The organism is Candidatus Omnitrophota bacterium, from assembly GCA_028693815.1.
Taxonomy (GTDB): domain Bacteria; phylum Omnitrophota; class Gorgyraeia; order Zapsychrales; family Aceulaceae; genus Aceula.
The window spans coordinates 44911-60312 of the sequence record JAQUUP010000007.1 but is presented as its reverse complement, the minus strand read 5'-3'; the positions used below and the strand labels follow the sequence as shown (position 1 = coordinate 60312).

Annotated in this window: 16 protein-coding genes; 1 reads left to right on the top strand and 15 read right to left on the bottom strand. The window is 38.2% G+C overall.

The genetic code is table 11. The features are described from left to right. Window positions 1-20: 20 nt before the first annotated feature. The 9 genes from PHY73_03710 to PHY73_03670 all read right to left on the bottom strand — a co-directional run bounded on the left by PHY73_03710 (window position 21) and on the right by PHY73_03670 (window position 7252). Window positions 21-806, bottom strand: coding sequence for a hypothetical protein (locus PHY73_03710; protein ID MDD3374816.1), 786 nt, complete (start codon window positions 804-806; stop codon window positions 21-23). 3 nt (window positions 807-809) lie between these two features. Further along, window positions 810-1577, bottom strand: a complete 768-nt coding sequence (locus PHY73_03705) for a TatD family hydrolase (protein MDD3374815.1) — start codon at window positions 1575-1577, stop codon at window positions 810-812. 130 nt (window positions 1578-1707) lie between these two features. Then, a complete protein-coding gene (locus tag PHY73_03700) occupies window positions 1708-2463 on the bottom strand; it encodes a hypothetical protein (GenBank protein MDD3374814.1) in 756 nt (251 codons plus the stop codon). A 69-nt stretch (window positions 2464-2532) separates the two neighbouring features. Then, the gene (locus PHY73_03695) at window positions 2533-3564 is read right to left on the bottom strand and encodes a DUF1016 N-terminal domain-containing protein (protein ID MDD3374813.1); all 1032 of its coding nucleotides are present in this window, start codon (window positions 3562-3564) and stop codon (window positions 2533-2535) included. A 74-nt stretch (window positions 3565-3638) separates the two neighbouring features. Then, complete coding sequence (locus PHY73_03690) at window positions 3639-4601, bottom strand: tetratricopeptide repeat protein (GenBank protein ID MDD3374812.1); 963 nt, start codon at window positions 4599-4601, stop codon at window positions 3639-3641. 85 nt (window positions 4602-4686) lie between these two features. Further along, a complete protein-coding gene (locus PHY73_03685) occupies window positions 4687-4962 on the bottom strand; it encodes a hypothetical protein (GenBank protein ID MDD3374811.1) in 276 nt (91 codons plus the stop codon). A 33-nt stretch (window positions 4963-4995) separates the two neighbouring features. Beyond that, on the bottom strand, window positions 4996-5304 hold the full coding sequence (locus PHY73_03680; protein MDD3374810.1) for a hypothetical protein: 309 nt from the start codon (window positions 5302-5304) through the stop codon (window positions 4996-4998). 441 nt (window positions 5305-5745) lie between these two features. Then, window positions 5746-6192 carry a D-aminoacyl-tRNA deacylase gene (gene dtd / locus PHY73_03675; protein ID MDD3374809.1) on the bottom strand — a complete coding sequence of 149 codons (447 nt, stop codon included), beginning with the start codon at window positions 6190-6192 and terminating at the stop codon, window positions 5746-5748. A gap of 190 nt (window positions 6193-6382) precedes the next feature. Continuing rightward, window positions 6383-7252 carry a radical SAM protein gene (locus PHY73_03670; GenBank protein ID MDD3374808.1) on the bottom strand — a complete coding sequence of 290 codons (870 nt, stop codon included), beginning with the start codon at window positions 7250-7252 and terminating at the stop codon, window positions 6383-6385. Between the two features lie 264 nt (window positions 7253-7516). Here PHY73_03670 and PHY73_03665 point away from each other — a divergent pair, with 264 nt between their 5' ends. Next, on the top strand, window positions 7517-9697 hold the full coding sequence (locus PHY73_03665; GenBank protein MDD3374807.1) for a DEAD/DEAH box helicase: 2181 nt from the start codon (window positions 7517-7519) through the stop codon (window positions 9695-9697). Window positions 9698-9779: 82 nt separating this feature from the next. On the opposite strand, the gene recO is transcribed toward PHY73_03665, so the two are convergent. The 6 genes from recO to aspS all read right to left on the bottom strand — a co-directional run bounded on the left by recO (window position 9780) and on the right by aspS (window position 15399). Then, window positions 9780-10514 carry a DNA repair protein RecO gene (gene recO / locus PHY73_03660; protein ID MDD3374806.1) on the bottom strand — a complete coding sequence of 245 codons (735 nt, stop codon included), beginning with the start codon at window positions 10512-10514 and terminating at the stop codon, window positions 9780-9782. After that, window positions 10511-10951: an rRNA maturation RNase YbeY gene (ybeY, locus tag PHY73_03655; GenBank protein ID MDD3374805.1), complete on the bottom strand. Its 441-nt coding sequence runs from the start codon at window positions 10949-10951 to the stop codon at window positions 10511-10513. Before ybeY ends, recO begins: the two co-directional genes overlap by 4 nt. After that, window positions 10896-12299: an HDIG domain-containing protein gene (locus PHY73_03650; GenBank protein MDD3374804.1), complete on the bottom strand. Its 1404-nt coding sequence runs from the start codon at window positions 12297-12299 to the stop codon at window positions 10896-10898. The genes ybeY and PHY73_03650 overlap by 56 nt, the downstream gene beginning before the upstream one ends. Beyond that, window positions 12277-13230: a PhoH family protein gene (locus PHY73_03645; protein ID MDD3374803.1), complete on the bottom strand. Its 954-nt coding sequence runs from the start codon at window positions 13228-13230 to the stop codon at window positions 12277-12279. The genes PHY73_03650 and PHY73_03645 overlap by 23 nt, the downstream gene beginning before the upstream one ends. Window positions 13231-13246: 16 nt before the next feature. Then, window positions 13247-13783 (bottom strand): LysM peptidoglycan-binding domain-containing protein, encoded by a 537-nt coding sequence (locus PHY73_03640; GenBank protein ID MDD3374802.1) that lies wholly within the window; start codon window positions 13781-13783, stop codon window positions 13247-13249. 236 nt (window positions 13784-14019) lie between these two features. Further along, a complete protein-coding gene (gene aspS, locus PHY73_03635) occupies window positions 14020-15399 on the bottom strand; it encodes an aspartate--tRNA ligase (protein ID MDD3374801.1) in 1380 nt (459 codons plus the stop codon). Window positions 15400-15402: the final 3 nt, after the last annotated feature.

The following is a 15402-nucleotide window of genomic DNA, read 5'->3' as shown; positions in this document are numbered from 1 at the left end:
TCTCCTTTCTCGAATAATCCTCATGCTTTAAAATTCTTCATTTTTGTTTCAAAGAATGCAAAATCTATTTCATCAGCATCAAATTCTGGACCTTCAATTGAAATAGACACATACCGGTCCTTAACCTTAATCAAATCGCATCCACAAATTCCAAATCCATCAATCGTCATTGGATTAATCAAAACTTTTGTCAAAATTCCTTTATCGCGTACACTACTTAAAACTTCCTGAATAACAGCCAGAGGACCAGCAACATAAATACGATCAATTTCTTGCTCGACAAAAATCTTCTCTAAACCATCGGTAATGTATCCTCTTTCCCCAACCGATCCATCTTCAGACATCACATAAGATTTCTGAGAACACAGATGAATCTGCGGCTGAAGGCATAAATCTCTTTTTGTCTTAGCTCCCAACACGCTAATAACTTTGTTCTCAGCTTTATGCAAAGCCCGGCAAATCGTAAGAAGCGAAACCGCGCCTGTTTCATATCCAATGCAAAGAACATTGCCAAATTCCTTAATTTCAGATGGCTTGCCCAAAGGACCTAACAACGCAAACACAGAATCCCCAATCCATAAAGATCCAAGTCTTTTCATCGACAAACTGTCTTCTTTAAAAATCAAAGTAATCGTTTGCTTTAAAGCATTAACTCCAGCAATCATTAAGGCAACACGTGCAGATTTTTCATCTGGCGCAACCATGACAAACTGGCCAGGCTGTGCTTTTGTGCAAATCGCAGGAGCGACAATCTCAATGCGCCTTAATTCATCTCCAATCACTTGCTTGCTAACAACTTCGTACATCGTTTATTCTCCAAAAACTTTTTTGGCGTTTTGATTTAGAAGATTAGCTGCTTTTTCTAAATCAATATTCTTTATCTCACTTAAGAACTCTAATGTTCGAAAAACATCCTTTGGTTCAGCTTGAAATCCGCCTTCTCCAATGCGGTAAAAAACCGGCGAATCGGTTTCAATCAAAATCTGATCAATCGGTGCCAGCTTGACAGCCACTCGAAGCTCTGGACTATACGCCAAAGCAGGTGTCGCCGAAATAAAATACCCTTTATTCAATATACTTTTAAGAACATCCTCAGGCCCACTATACCAATGAAACACAGCTTTTTCAACATCGTTTTTTTCAGCCATCGAAAAACAATCAGCCCACGCTCCGCGGCTATGAATCACAATCGGCAAATCAAATTCCTTAGCCAAATCAATTTGCCGTTCAAGAATTTGTTTTTGCTGCTGTTTTTTTTCGTCACTTTTTCGAACCCATCGATACCAAAAGTCTAGTCCTGTCTCTCCAATCGCCACAATATCAGATTTATGGTCTCGGATAAATTTAAAAGTCTCTTCAATTTCATCATCAATAATATTGCCAGGATGAATCCCAAACGCAAGGCGAATATCCAAATCCAAAAACTTTTGCTTAATGGCTAGATTCTTTTTGTTTGATGCTAAGTCCACGCCCTGCGCAATAATTGTTGTCACGCCTGCTTCTTTGGCTCTGTTTAAAGCAGAATCAATATCTTCAATCCCATCAAGATGTGCGTGAGTATCTATTAAATTAATCATAAGTAAATTTTTAAGTAATAAGTTTAATAAAAATCTAGCGAACAATTCTTTGTTATTATGCCTTTTGCATCACATTCGTAAACATCTAGCCTATTCTCTTCGCCCAGAAATTTTCAGCAAAGCCCCACAATTACCAAGAGGCACAATTTTCTTGAATATGCTCAAAAACACGATCCGAAATTCCTAAGCGTTTAAGCTCTTCTCGAGTTTGTTCCAAAGACCAAGAATTTTCTTTTAAATTTTTTAAACCTGCAATAATGTTTTGAGCAATAGCAGGCGGCATAGCAGACATACTTCCATAATCATAAATCAACATCCCACCCCGCTTAAGAAGCCGCTCATGCATTTTAATGCTTTCTCTTCGGGCATTTTGATTACCTTCCTTAACCGTTCTTGCCCATTCTTCACGACTAATATTTCGATCAATAAGAGATCTCGAATGGCCCATCATCAAAAACTCTTTTTCTCCATCTTTAAAAATCACCTCTAAATCTTCTTTATAAAAATTTAACTGTGACGCAGAAGAATCTTTTTTATATTTTTCTAAAAGTTTTTTTTGAAATTTCTCTCGTCCAAATCGTTTATAAAAATACAAATAGTCGTCCGTAAGACGAGAAATAAAATCATGCTTCTTTCGTATATCATCTGTGACAACTGGCAGGACTCGAGCCCTTTTGTTCACAAGAGGTTCAGCGAGAATGTCGTTGATCCATGTCTCGTTATTTCTTATTTCAATTTTATAAGGTGGCGATATTCTTTGACCTAAAATCACAACCGTTCCACCAGCAATCAAGTCTCCCTTACCGTCTTGGGCACTAACACCCTGAACACCAAAAACAAGGCAAGCAAACAATGTCATCCATAATTTTAAATAAATCGTTTTCATATTTTTTTATCTTAAAATTCTATCCCTCTCTTGTCTATAGATAAAAAATCATTTTTTATAAATCCTCCTTCAATACACGCACGCCAAGCGTTCGTCCAAAAGCACCTGATTAAGATAAGCGCCTTCTTGCGCGACCCTTTCAGGGTCGCGCTCATCAACCAAATAAAAAATATCTGCCAAATACCGATCGTACTTGTCGCTTGAATCTTTGTAAGTTTTGACAATAATAAAATCAAGCTTACCGAGCTTGGTCTGCACAAACTTTTTTGCCCTCACTCCATCATCGGTATCCATCTCCGGGCAATCAATTCCTCGTAATCTCAATTTCTGCTGAACAAACAACCCCATCCCTAAGTCGAGCAAAACTGTCAACGTATCGCCGTCGATGATTTTTTCAATGGTCGCGAAATATGTAAAAAGTTCTTCTTTTTTAACGTCTGCTTTGACGAAAGAGTTTTTGTTTAAAACCCTAACGCAATCACCTTTAACAAATTTTGTGCCCTTTAACTCTTCGAAGTTCCTGCGAATTCGAAAACCTAAATCAAGGAGCAATCCCACATCCGACTCCTTACTTTCAATAAAGCTGTACGTCAAAAGTTTTCCTCGAGCAAATGATAATTGCACAACCGGCTTGTCAGGCGCGTCTTTGGCAGCTAATTGTGTTTTTTTGAAATTCAAGAACGCCTGGGATTTACGCGCGTCAAATCCCTTTTTAACAAACTGCTCTTCTAACTGTTTTCGCTCGTCTTTATCTTTAATCGTAATTAATTGCTTATATTGTGTCCAATTCAATTCAGGCCTCGAGGCCTGAATTCGAGGATACGCAAGATAAAACTTTACTGTCCGCCTTAAAGTAGAACTATCCCTGCCTACATCTCTAGAAAGCCGTTCGTACAATAGATTTCCGTATTGGGCTCTTTCCTTATTTTCCAGCAAATGACTATGAATGAATTTCCCAATATTCCAATAAGACTTAATGGTCTCTCGTTTAACAAGAACCTCAAGACTACTCAGCTCACCTTTCACGCGCGCAGCCAGCGCCGGATAATTGCCGGCGAGAGAAACTTTAAGTTGAATTGATTTCAAAAGTTTTTTAACCATAAGTTAAGATAATTATTTGAGCACAGGATAAACCCTCCGCCACCGCATCCTTAATTAGGGACATCTCCCAAAATCTAGTGTCCATCAAGCCCAGGATAACTCGCGCGAATTGTTTTATTCTTATTCCATTCTTTAAGTTTTTTTACAAAATCTTCCTCTTGAGTCGGTTCAAAATACAGGGTTCGCTTTTGAAGATCCTCCCATGCTTTGTCGTATTCATTCTTCTCAAAGAATGCTCTAGCGCGTCCTTGATAGTAAGGCTCCAAAAAGTGCTTTGACAATTCAATGGCCTTGCTATAATCCGTTATTGCCTTATCATATTCGCCTCTTTTCAAATATACATCACCACGAGCTCCATAGCTTAAACCTCTAGAATTTTCATTAGAATAGAGCTCCATCATTTTATAATCAGACATGGCTTTATCATCATCACCCTTGCTAAGATAAGCGTAACCCCGTTTTTCATAATAGCGGCCATCGTCGGGTGACAAGGCTATCGCCTCATCAAGTTCTTTGATCGCAGCATCCCATTTGTCTCGTGAAACATATTCACTGGCTTTCCAATACTTATATTGTGAAGCTCGATCGTTATAACTTTCTGGAAAATTCGAAAAATTATCAATAATGCCAAGAATAACCATCATTGACATGAATACACTAAGTGATACTCCTGTTATAGCTACAGACTTAAAGCACAGCAGCCCACCTTTTTTCTTGTAGAAAAAAAAGAAAATACCACCAGTCACCAGCGAAGCTAGGACCAGAAAAGGAGTCACTAATTCGACGATAATTCCGATACGCGTTGATAAAGCAATCAATGCCGCTGTTGTTAGAGCTAATAAGAAACAAAATACTGAACTAGCACTGACTTCTTTTCTAATATCATTAATGGCAAGCCAATCGCTATAACCCAACATACATCCACCAATGATCATGCAAATAACAGATATCATGCACATTGAAGAAGCGTCAATTAAAAACATCAAGACAGCAAAAACAATCAACACAATACCTGTGGCAAGTAGAAATTTCTTCATCTGTTATCCTCTTCTTTCTGTCCTGAGCATAGTTCCGGGGACACGTACCTAATTAAGAAAACCTTAAAAAGCACCAGCCGCCTTATTAAATTTTAGCTCTTACAAGCCTTGCTTTTTTATTAAAATAAAAAATAAAAGTTCTACCATCTTGACGATTATAATACGTCCATGCTTCTGTGCCATCTTCAAGAATTTCCTTCTTATCGGGTTCTCCCCAATCTGATCGAACCATATTTTTTGAGCCACCATAAAGCATCATATTTGCAGCTTTTTGAAAATCAGGCTGAGCTCGTCTATAAGCAGGCACCAGACCGCATCCACAAAAACTAAAAATAATAAGCGCTATTATAATTTTCTTCATTTTAAATTACCCTAGACGGGTCACTGGAATTCTTTACCATTTCCATCCACACTGAGGACATTTTTCGTCATCTTGATTAATAAGAGCTTTGCACTTAAAACACCTGAATTCTTCTTGATTTAATTTTGAATAGTGGTTTTCTTTCCACTTATCCATTCGTTTCTTTTGCTGAGATACAGAGAAATACATTACTATAATGAAAGATGCAAAATAAAAAAGAAATTTAGCTACTAAGAAATTAACAGAATCATCCTTATAAATAGTAAATTCAACAAAAGAAATAAAAGTTGCAATCGCAAAACCTCCCATTATCGCCGATACTAATTGTTCTTTTTTGCCCATTGTACCCCTCCTTTTTCTTCTTCTCAATTTCTTGTCTAATAATAACAAAAATGCCTATCACCCGTTCCCTGCCGCTTTTTCCCTTTCTAGATACTAGATACCAACACCCTTACTCTCTATAATCAGCGTCACAGGCACATCGTTAACAAGCGCGACATCCATCATAAATGAATCCTTTGACTTGCGGAGCATCATCATTTTATAAAATGCGACACAAGTCTTAGGTTGAATTTACCCCAGGAGCGCTTTTTAAGCGACGTGGGGTTTCCATTAATTTTCTGCGCTCTCTAGCGTGAACGTCACAGGCCCATCATTGACAAGTGCGACATCCATCATAAATGAATCCTTTGACTTGCGGAGCATCATCATTTTATAAAATGCGACGCAAGTCTTAGGTTGAATTTACCCCAGGAGCGCTTTTTAAGCGACGTGGGGTTTCCATTAATTTTCTGCGCTCTCTAGCGTAAACGTCACGGGCCCATCATTAACAAGCGCGACATCCATCGTCGCGCCAAACTCTCCGGTTTCGACCTTGCATCCTTTTTTGCGCAAAACTTCAACAAATTGCTCGTAGAGCTCTTTGGCCTTTTTTGGATCAGCCGCCTTATCAAAAGAAGGCCTTCTGCCTTTTTTACAATCCGCTAAAAGTGTGAACTGCGATACAACTAAGAATTCACCTTTAATATCTAAAACAGAAGCATTCATTTTGCCGTCTTGATCTTCAAAAATTCTTAAATCCACAAGCTTATTAACCAAATATTCAATATCACTTGCATCATCGTCTTTGGCAATAGCCAACAAAACCAAAATTCCCTGATCAATTTTGCCAATAATCTTCTGAGAAACCGTAACACTCGCTTGCTTAACTCTTTGAATAACAATTTTCATAAATAAGCTTTCAGATATAATCCCGATATATTCTTTCTTAGAATATCTCGGGATAAATTCTCGCATATGTTTTATGTCGTCGTTGCTCCATAAAAACATGCGATCATTTATATTATTAAATTATAGAGTACACGCCTAATAAGGTCAACACAAATGAGCCTTCCTCACTCTGTATCCTGACATTTTTTCTCTACAATCCTCTAGAAATCTCACTCCTTAAAGATGTGTTGCCATTAATTCCTGCCTTAAACGCGTCGAGCAACTTTTGCTTATCTTTTGGTAAACGCCCCTCTAAAGGCAAATAATTTGAAGCATGGTTTGAGCGAAATATTGTTTTATTTAAATCAAGCCCTCTAACAATATCATAAGCCTCTTTTAGAAATCCTTCTGAATCAAGCTCTTCAAGCTCACCAGCCTCTGCTTGCTTGCACAACGGAGTGCCCTCTATCAACATAAGAGAAAGAAAAGATAAATATCTTGGCTGCATTTTATTAAGGGCCGCTGCAGTTTCTTTTGTGTGGATTTCAGAATACTTTTTTCCACCCAACCCTAAAAGAACAATAATCGATGATTTTATGCCTGCATCATCTGAAACTCGTACGGCTTTTATCATCTCTTGAACTGTTGCGCGTTTTTTGCACAAATCTAAAACTTTTTGACTGCCGCTTTCAAGCCCCATATAAATCAAGCTTAAATTGTTATCGCGCAATTCTTTTAATTCTTCATGCGTTCTTTTTGTCATGTTGTAACCATTCGCATAGCTTGCAATACGGCTTAATTTTGGAAAACTTTCATTGATAAGCCTTAAAATAGGAACGAGCTTCTCATTGCTTACAGCTAAAGCATCTCCGTCGAGCAAGAATACCTTTCTTGTTTCAGGATAATAACGAGCAGCCTGCTCTATATCTTGGGCTATATCTGAAAATTCCATCATACCAAATTGCTTTGATGCGTACGCGCCGCAAAAGGTACATGTATTGGAAGAACATCCAACCGTCACCTGTAAAAGTAAACTGTTGGCTTCAGATGGAGGTCGAATGATTGGTTGAATCAGCGGCATAAAAATCTCCATATTTGTTCCCGTAATCATTCATGATCACAGAAACTGACGGGGGCCAAAAAACAAAAGATCAAAAATTTATAATTATCTTGAATTATAATAAGAATCCTAATAAATATCTATCTAAATATTAGTTTCCTAACTTTTACGTGCACGATACAAAAGCCGTTTTCACTATTATTAAGGAGACCCTTGAAGTTTGACACAACTACCCATTTGTGTTAGAACTAGTCATTATTTTTACATTGAAACGCTTAAAAAACTATGGACATTCGAAAAACTCTTAAAACTTATAAGCTTCCAGAAGAATTTATTCAAGCTGCAACTTTAAACGGCCAAATAAAAGAGTTCTACCCTCCGCAAGCCGAAGCAATAGAAAAAGGTGCTCTAGACGGAGAAAATCTTCTTTTGGCAATCCCAACAGCCGCTGGAAAAACGTTGATTGCAGAACTGTGCATGATCAAAGCCATCATCCAAACAAATGGCCGCTGCCTCTATATTGCCCCTTTAAAAGCATTGGCCAGTGAAAAATACGAAGAATTCAAGAAAAAATACAGCCCACTTGGGATTAAAGTTGGCATTGCCATCGGTGACCTTGATAGTCCGAGCAAGCGTCTTAATCAATATCAAATTATCATTGCAACAGCTGAAAAAGTCGACTCACTGTTACGTTCTCGAGCCAAATGGCTGATTGATGAATTATCGGTTGTGGTTTTAGACGAAATTCATTTTATCAACGATGAGTCTCGTGGTCCAACTTTAGAAATCTTAACAGCACGCATCAAGCAACTTAATCCGAATTCACAAATCTTAGCATTAAGCGCAACGGTAAAAAATGCTGATGAAATTGCCCTTTGGCTGGGTGCTAAATTCGTCCAAAGCACATGGCGACCTGTGCCGTTAAGAGAAGGCGTTTATTTTGGCGAACAAATTACATTTAAAAACGCAGGCCGGCGTCTTGTTAAAGAAGAGCTGCCTGACGATTTAAGCAAACTTGCACTCGACACTCTTCGCTCAAAAGGTCAAATTCTTGTTTTCGTCAATAGCCGGCGTTCTGCACAAGCTTCAAGCTTATCTTTATGCAAAGCCGTTGACAGTATCTTAAGCCCAGAAGAAAAAAAGAAACTAAAATCCATCGCCAGAAATGTCTTGTCAGGCTCTGGCGAATCAACAAAAATCTGTAGAAAACTAGCTAATGTTGTTGAGCATGGCGTAGCATTTCATCACGCAGGTCTTAGGCCTCACCAACGAAAATTAATTGAGGACAGTTTTAAGCAAAACATTATCAAAATCATTTGCTCAACACCAACATTAGCCGCGGGCGTTAATCTTCCTGCGCGACGGACAATCTTGCGCGATACCAAGCGCTATCAAGCAGGCGTCGGAGCCGCATACATTCCAGCTAGCGAATACAAACAATGCGCTGGGCGTGCTGGACGACCTGGGTATGATGAATATGGCGAGGCTGTTATTATCGCCAAGTCGCTCTCTGAGTCTCAACTGTTATTTGATCGCTATATTAATGCTGACCCTGAGCCAGTCATCTCAAAGCTAGGAAATGAATCTGCGCTTCGCATGCACGTCTTGGCAGCAATTTCAGCCGGACACGTCCATGACATCAATGAAATGTTTGAATTTATCTCTCACACGTTTTTGGCACACCAAAGACAAACTTCTCATCTGATTGAAATGATCAGTGAAATTTTTGAATTTCTAGAAGAAGAACAATTAGTTGAAAAAAGTGGTTTTCGTTATTTTGCAACCGCCTTTGGCCATTGCGTTAGCCGACTCTATATTGATCCAATTACAGGCATTATCCTTCGCAATGGGCTTAAGAAAATTCATGAAAACAAAGCCCCTCTCACCGTTGTCGGGCTTTTACATCTCATTTGTTGTTGCCCTGACACTGAACGAACAGTCAACCTTGCAAAGTCGATCTATGATGATCTTGAAAATTTTGCAGCCGAATATCGAGAAGATTTTGTTATGACACGAAACGATGTTGCCGAGCTTGACGACATGTTTTTTTATATGACAACACTTAAAACAGCATGGTTTTTGTCTTGCTGGATTGATGAAGAAAAAGAAGAAAATATTTGTGAAAAATTTAACATGGGTCCTGGGGATATTCATCGTCATACCGAAAGTGTTCGGTGGATTTTTCACGCAGCCAGTGTGATTGCAGAACTTTTTAAATTCAAACGCCTCACCTTTGAAACCGAAGATTTAAGAAATCGCGTTCGTTATGGTATTCGGGAAGAACTTCTAGAGCTTGTCTCGCTTAAAGGCGTGGGGCGCGTTCGTGCGCGCAATCTTTTTGAAAAAGGACACAAGAGACTTTCTGAGCTAAAATTTGTTTCTCTTGATGATCTTTCCAGCGTCGATCAAATCGGCAAAACACTTGCCAAAGAAATCCTTTCTCAGCTCAATCGCTCTAAATTCTAGCACCTTTTGCGATTCCTCGCTTGCGCTCGGAATAAATTCGGACTTATGACTTAGATTCGCAAAAGCTCTCTAAGTCATGTCCTTATTTTAAATACTTTGTCGCTTTGATGTGACGCTCGAGATGAAATATAAGAAAATTATTAAGAATATATTTTAATTCTTTCTCCGTCATCACCGAAAGATTCAATCGCAAAGCTTTCTCCCAGCTACTTTTTTCAATATGCACTAGCGAAGCAATAGTCCCTCTTGAAACCATATTGGCCGAATGATCATTGGATCGACAGTCTTCACAAATCAAACCTCCCAATTTCATGCTAAAACGCATACGAGGCGTTATTTTGTTCTGGCAAACCACGCACGAATCTAAAAATGGACGAAACCCAGAGAGCAATAAAATCTTAATTTGAAATATATGCACCAACTTATTAATATCATCGGTATGTTCCAGTGTATTTAAATAATACAATAAAAGCCTATAAATATCTTTGTTTGGCTCTTCAACCGGCATGATAGAATCTACCAATTCTAACGAATAACTTGCCGCCAAAGTTCTTTTCATATCTTGTCGAATCGGAAAGAAAAACGCTTTTAAATCACACTGGCTAATAAGATGTAAATCAGAATTACGGTGAGTGTAATAAACAATGTCATTGACCGAGAACTGGTCAATGTTACTTCCAAATTTTTTGTGATCTTTTCGGATTCCTTTTAAAACCCCTTTGACCTTGCCGTATTCTTTTGTAAAAAATGTTGCGATACGGCTCGTCTCTCGAAAATCAAAAGTCTTTAAAACAATACCTTCAGCTTGAAGAATCATTTCTTAAGAAAATTAAATATTTGTTGTTCTTTTGCGCGCATCTTCTTTATATCTAGCACGGTTTTATCGTTATATCCTAATAAATGCAAAATTCCATGAACCACATAAAGCATGAGTTCTTGTGAAGCAGTCGAGCCATATATCTTCGCATTTCGATATGCAGTCTCAGCCGATACAAAAATCTCACCTTCAAGATATTTATTCTTACTTATTTTCTGATGGGATAATAAATCAAATGACAACACATCCGTTGCATAATCATGGTTAAGATATTTCTTATTAAGCGTTCGAATCCGCTGGTCTGTCAAGAACACGACAGAGAGATCAGCATCCAAAACATTCTCAGAACAAAGAATGCTGACAATCTTTTGCTTAATGAGATTAAGATTTATTGGAATTTTCTTCTGTAGATTTTTTACGGTTAGCTGTATAGCCATCTGTTTTTTCTGGATATTTGATTCGACTATGATACATCGCACTTAATACGCGAGAAAATGTAGCACTAATTCGATCAAGATCTTTAAGCGTAAGATTACACTCGTCGAGTTGTCCATCAATAAATTTATTGTTGACCACTTTTCGCACTGTATCATCAATGCGTGTTGGTGTCGGCTCATCAAGAGATCGACAGGCACCCTCAACGGAATCCGCTAAAAGAACAATGGCCGTCTCTCGCGTTTGTGGCTTTGGGCCAGGATATCGAAATGTTTGTTCGTCAACTGTTTGCCCATCTGATACCTCAGAAATTGCACGTTGATAAAAATAATGCATCACACTTGTACCATGATGCTGAAGAATAAAATCAGAAATAATCGGATTTAGTTTGTATTTCTTAGCGAGCTCCATTCCATCTTTAACATGATTCAGAATAACAAGCCGACTCATTGATGGCTCAAGCTTGTCGTGTCGATTACCCTCAAAAATCTGATTCTCAGTGAAATATTGAGGTTTCTCAAGTTTTCCTATATCATGATAATATCCACCCACACGCGCCAGAAGAGAATTAGCACCAATCGCATCAGCCGCTGTTTCGGATAAATTGCTAACAAATAAACTATGATGATATGTCCCCGGAGATTCTAAAATCATCAATCTTAACAAAGGATGATTAAAATCAGATAGCTCCAAAAGGCTAAAATTGGTCATAACTCCAAAAAGATTTTCAAATATTTTTAATGTTACCAGAACAACCGCTGCAGAAATAAAACCATTAAAAAACAAAGCACGCAAATAAACAAGGACAAACTCTCTAGAAAACAAAAACTCTTTAGAAGGATTTAAAAGCACGATACATAAAACCTGCAAAATCCCAACAAAGAACGCAGCGTTTAAAAGCTCAGAACGTGTCCTTGAATCGCGTACACAAAAAGCACCCATTAAACTTCCACAAAAATAAACAATCGTTAAGTCCAATCGATTACCAGCAACCAACCCAACCAAAATACTTGACGCAAATGACATAACAAAAGCAAGCTGCAAATCATTGTACAAAAGCATCACAATCATTGCCACCGCCGCAACCGGAACATAAAGTGCGGAAATTGTCGTATAAGTCAAAAGGGCGTGCGTAACAAAAACAATCAATGCTAAAAGAAAACCGAAATGCAAAAACAATTTTGTATCAATGTTCTTGTATCCCTTTAGATATAGCCCTAAAAGCAGAATCAAAAGAGGAATAGATAGCGAAAAATTGACAACATAGCAAAAAAATCCTAATGCCAACATTAAAACAATCGCGATCACCGCTTGTAGCAAATTTAGATTATTTAGAATTCGATCTTTCATATGCCTCTATAATACGCTGAACGAGCTCGTGTCGAACAACATCCTCTCCTGTAAGATGAACAAATCTAATTCCTTCAACATCTTTCAAAATTCTTTCCGCGGATACTAGCCCTGGCTCTTCACTCGACGGCAAGTCGCTTTGCGTGATATCACCTGTAATAACAGCCTTAGAATCAAACCCAAGCCTGGTTAAAAACATTTTCATCTGATCAGACGTGCAATTTTGCGCTTCATCTAAAATAACAAAGGCATCATTAAGTGTGCGTCCTCTCATGTACGCTAAAGGAGCAATTTCAATGGTTCCTTTTTCAACATATTCATCAACTCGCTCAGATTCAAGCATATCATAAAGCGCATCGTATAAAGGCCGGACATAAGGTGAAACTTTCTCGACCATATCCCCTGGCAAAAAACCAAGGCTCTCACCGGCCTCAACCGCTGGTCGCGTTAAAATAATTCGACGAACCAATCCTTTTTTGAGAGCATTGACTGCCATAGCCACAGCCAAATATGTTTTTCCAGTTCCTGCAGGACCAACGCCAAACACAATATCATGAAACTTAATCGTTTCAACATACTCTACTTGACCTTTTGTTTTAGGGGTAACAACTGCCCCTTTTTTAGCAGCAACAGGAATTTTACGTTTAGATAAACGCTTAAAATCAACACCTTCATCAGACCCAGAGAGCTTTAAAGCATAAACAATGTCGTAACGCTTAACATCTTGGCCCTTCTTCACAAAATCTAAAAGATAATCCAAGAGCCCGCTAACACGGTCGATCTTATATTCTTCTCCTACTACTTTTAAACCGCTTTCTGTTCGAACGATCTGAACGCCTAGCTCTTTCTCAATCAATTTTAAATTCTGATCATATTTTCCGAAAAGCAGCTGAAGGTCCTGATTGTTATTAAGTTCGATATTTTTTTCCATAAGATATTTTGCGCCGTTATTTCGGTTGTGGTATTTTAATCACTTTACCTGGTTTAATGCGATCCGGATTAGGAAGCACATCTTTATTAATCTCATAAATCTCATACCATCGCTTATATGTATCATAAGATTTCTTTGAAATCTTCTGCAACGTATCACCTTCTTGAACAACATAATCGACATAAACAGTTTCTTCCTTTGCCACCGGCTCTTCATTATTATAAATCACAACAGATTCTGATTTTTTATATGAAGATTTTGTGTACGAATCGCTGTCGTCTTCAACATAAGTCTCCGAATAAATATCTTCGGACATATTATCTTGAGTTTCGACATTCTTTGGATTTTTAGTAAACTCTAAAACATAAGTTTTTCTTGTTTTCCGAATATTACTTCGATCAACAGGCTGACATGACCCTTGAAGACACCCAGCGTTTCCGGGCATTTCTTGGTCAACACGATTTCTCTCCTGAACGTAACTTCGAACAGTACAACTTGTAGCAACAAATGCCAACAAAATAACACCAATAATTCCAATCATTTTTCTAGCCATCTTTCTCCTCCTTTAAATGAGCAGATGATTTATGTCACATTTGTGACATAAATCATAGGCCAAAGGCCGTCTGCGAATTTACCCCGCTCAAGCGGGGTTAATGAAATTAATAAATATTGTCTCGCAAAAAATCTGTGCGAATTTATTCCGAAAACTTTATTTTCGAAACTACCAATTTTATCTTAGATTATCCTGCGAATCCCGCGCCCTAAAGGGACAAATCAAGGACTCCTAAATTATAATTCCTTTAATCCTAAATCTTTAAGCTGTTTTGTATCAATAGGTGTCGGCGCATCTGTCAAAAGGCAATTTCCTTTTTGTGTCTTTGGAAAAGCAATAGTATCTCGAATTGAATCTAGACCCGTTAAAAGTGCAACCAGCCGATCAATCCCATAAGCAACGCCCGCATGTGGCGGCGCTCCATATTTAAACGCTTTCAACAAAAACCCAAAACGCTTTTCAGCTTCTTGCTCATCAAACCCTATTATATCAAATATCTTTTTTTGTACATCTTGTTTATGAATACGAACAGATCCGCTTCCAATCTCATTTCCGTTTAAAACAAGGTCATACGAGCGTGAGCGAATCTTGTTTAAATCTTTTCCATCTAAAAGTTTTTCGTCTTCTTCATAAAATGACGTAAACGGATGATGCTCGCTTTCCCAACGCTTGTCTTGATCATTATACTTAAATAATGGGAAATCAACAACCCAAAGAAATGCAAATTCTTGACCCTCTTTTCTTATGTCTGGCTTATCGCTTTTGTATTTTTCCATCGCCTCGGCATGTGTCATTCGAGGAAAAGGTGTCGGGATATCAATCCCTTTAACTTCTTTAAAAACTTTTTTAAACATTCTTTCCGTCAAATCAAAAATATCATCTTGTTCAACAAAAGACATCTCCATATCCAACTGAGTAAATTCCGGCTGGCGATCAGCTCGAAGATCTTCATCGCGAAAACATTTGACGATCTGATAATATTTATCCATTCCAGAAACCATCAAGATTTGCTTAAACAACTGCGGTGACTGCGGCAATGCAAAAAACTCACCTGGATTTAATCGAGAAGGTACTAAGAAATCCCTTGCTCCCTCAGGCGTGGACTTAGTCAAAACAGGCGTTTCAATCTCAATAAAGCTTTCATTATCTAGAAAATTTCGAATCGTCGAGCAAAGCTTGTGACGCAAACTTAAAGACGTCTGAAGTTTTTGGCGCCTTAAATCCAGATAACGATAAGCAAGACGTAATTCTTCTGAAACATCGCCCTCATCATCAATTTCAAAAACAGGCACCTCTGATGCGTTTAAAATCTCAAGACCAGTCGCACAAAGCTCAATCGTCCCTGTTGGGATATCTGCATTAACATTCTTTTCTGGACGAACATTAACTGTGCCTGTAATTTTAACAACAAACTCTGGGCCAAGCTGTTGTGCTTTTTCATGAGCATCTTTGCTAACCGATGGAACAAAAACAACCTGCGTAAAACCGTAACGATCTCGAACATCAATAAAAATAAGTTTTCCATGATCACGTCTTCGATGCACCCAGCCGCAAAGCGTAACCTCTTGATCTTTGTGCGTTTTATTTAATTCGCCGCACGTGTGTGTTCTTAACATAAA

Bases quoted from the DNA above. Each gene is read 5' to 3' on its own strand.
- PHY73_03680 (MDD3374810.1), bottom strand. From the start codon at position 5,304: ATGGGCAAAAAAGAACAATTAGTATCGGCGATAATGGGAGGTTTTGCG.
- PHY73_03645 (MDD3374803.1), bottom strand. From the start codon at position 13,230: ATGGAAAAAAATATCGAACTTAATAACAATCAGGACCTTCAGCTGCTT.
- PHY73_03690 (MDD3374812.1), bottom strand. From the start codon at position 4,601: ATGAAGAAATTTCTACTTGCCACAGGTATTGTGTTGATTGTTTTTGCT.
- PHY73_03640 (MDD3374802.1), bottom strand. From the start codon at position 13,783: ATGGCTAGAAAAATGATTGGAATTATTGGTGTTATTTTGTTGGCATTT.
- PHY73_03650 (MDD3374804.1), bottom strand. From the start codon at position 12,299: ATGAAAGATCGAATTCTAAATAATCTAAATTTGCTACAAGCGGTGATC.
- recO (MDD3374806.1), bottom strand. From the start codon at position 10,514: ATGATTCTTCAAGCTGAAGGTATTGTTTTAAAGACTTTTGATTTTCGA.
- PHY73_03665 (MDD3374807.1), top strand. From the start codon at position 7,517: ATGGACATTCGAAAAACTCTTAAAACTTATAAGCTTCCAGAAGAATTT.
- PHY73_03710 (MDD3374816.1), bottom strand. From the start codon at position 806: ATGTACGAAGTTGTTAGCAAGCAAGTGATTGGAGATGAATTAAGGCGC.
- aspS (MDD3374801.1), bottom strand. From the start codon at position 15,399: ATGTTAAGAACACACACGTGCGGCGAATTAAATAAAACGCACAAAGAT.
- PHY73_03695 (MDD3374813.1), bottom strand. From the start codon at position 3,564: ATGGTTAAAAAACTTTTGAAATCAATTCAACTTAAAGTTTCTCTCGCC.
- dtd (MDD3374809.1), bottom strand. From the start codon at position 6,192: ATGAAAATTGTTATTCAAAGAGTTAAGCAAGCGAGTGTTACGGTTTCT.
- ybeY (MDD3374805.1), bottom strand. From the start codon at position 10,951: ATGGCTATACAGCTAACCGTAAAAAATCTACAGAAGAAAATTCCAATA.
- PHY73_03685 (MDD3374811.1), bottom strand. From the start codon at position 4,962: ATGAAGAAAATTATAATAGCGCTTATTATTTTTAGTTTTTGTGGATGC.
- PHY73_03705 (MDD3374815.1), bottom strand. From the start codon at position 1,577: ATGATTAATTTAATAGATACTCACGCACATCTTGATGGGATTGAAGAT.
- PHY73_03670 (MDD3374808.1), bottom strand. From the start codon at position 7,252: ATGCCGCTGATTCAACCAATCATTCGACCTCCATCTGAAGCCAACAGT.
- PHY73_03700 (MDD3374814.1), bottom strand. From the start codon at position 2,463: ATGAAAACGATTTATTTAAAATTATGGATGACATTGTTTGCTTGCCTT.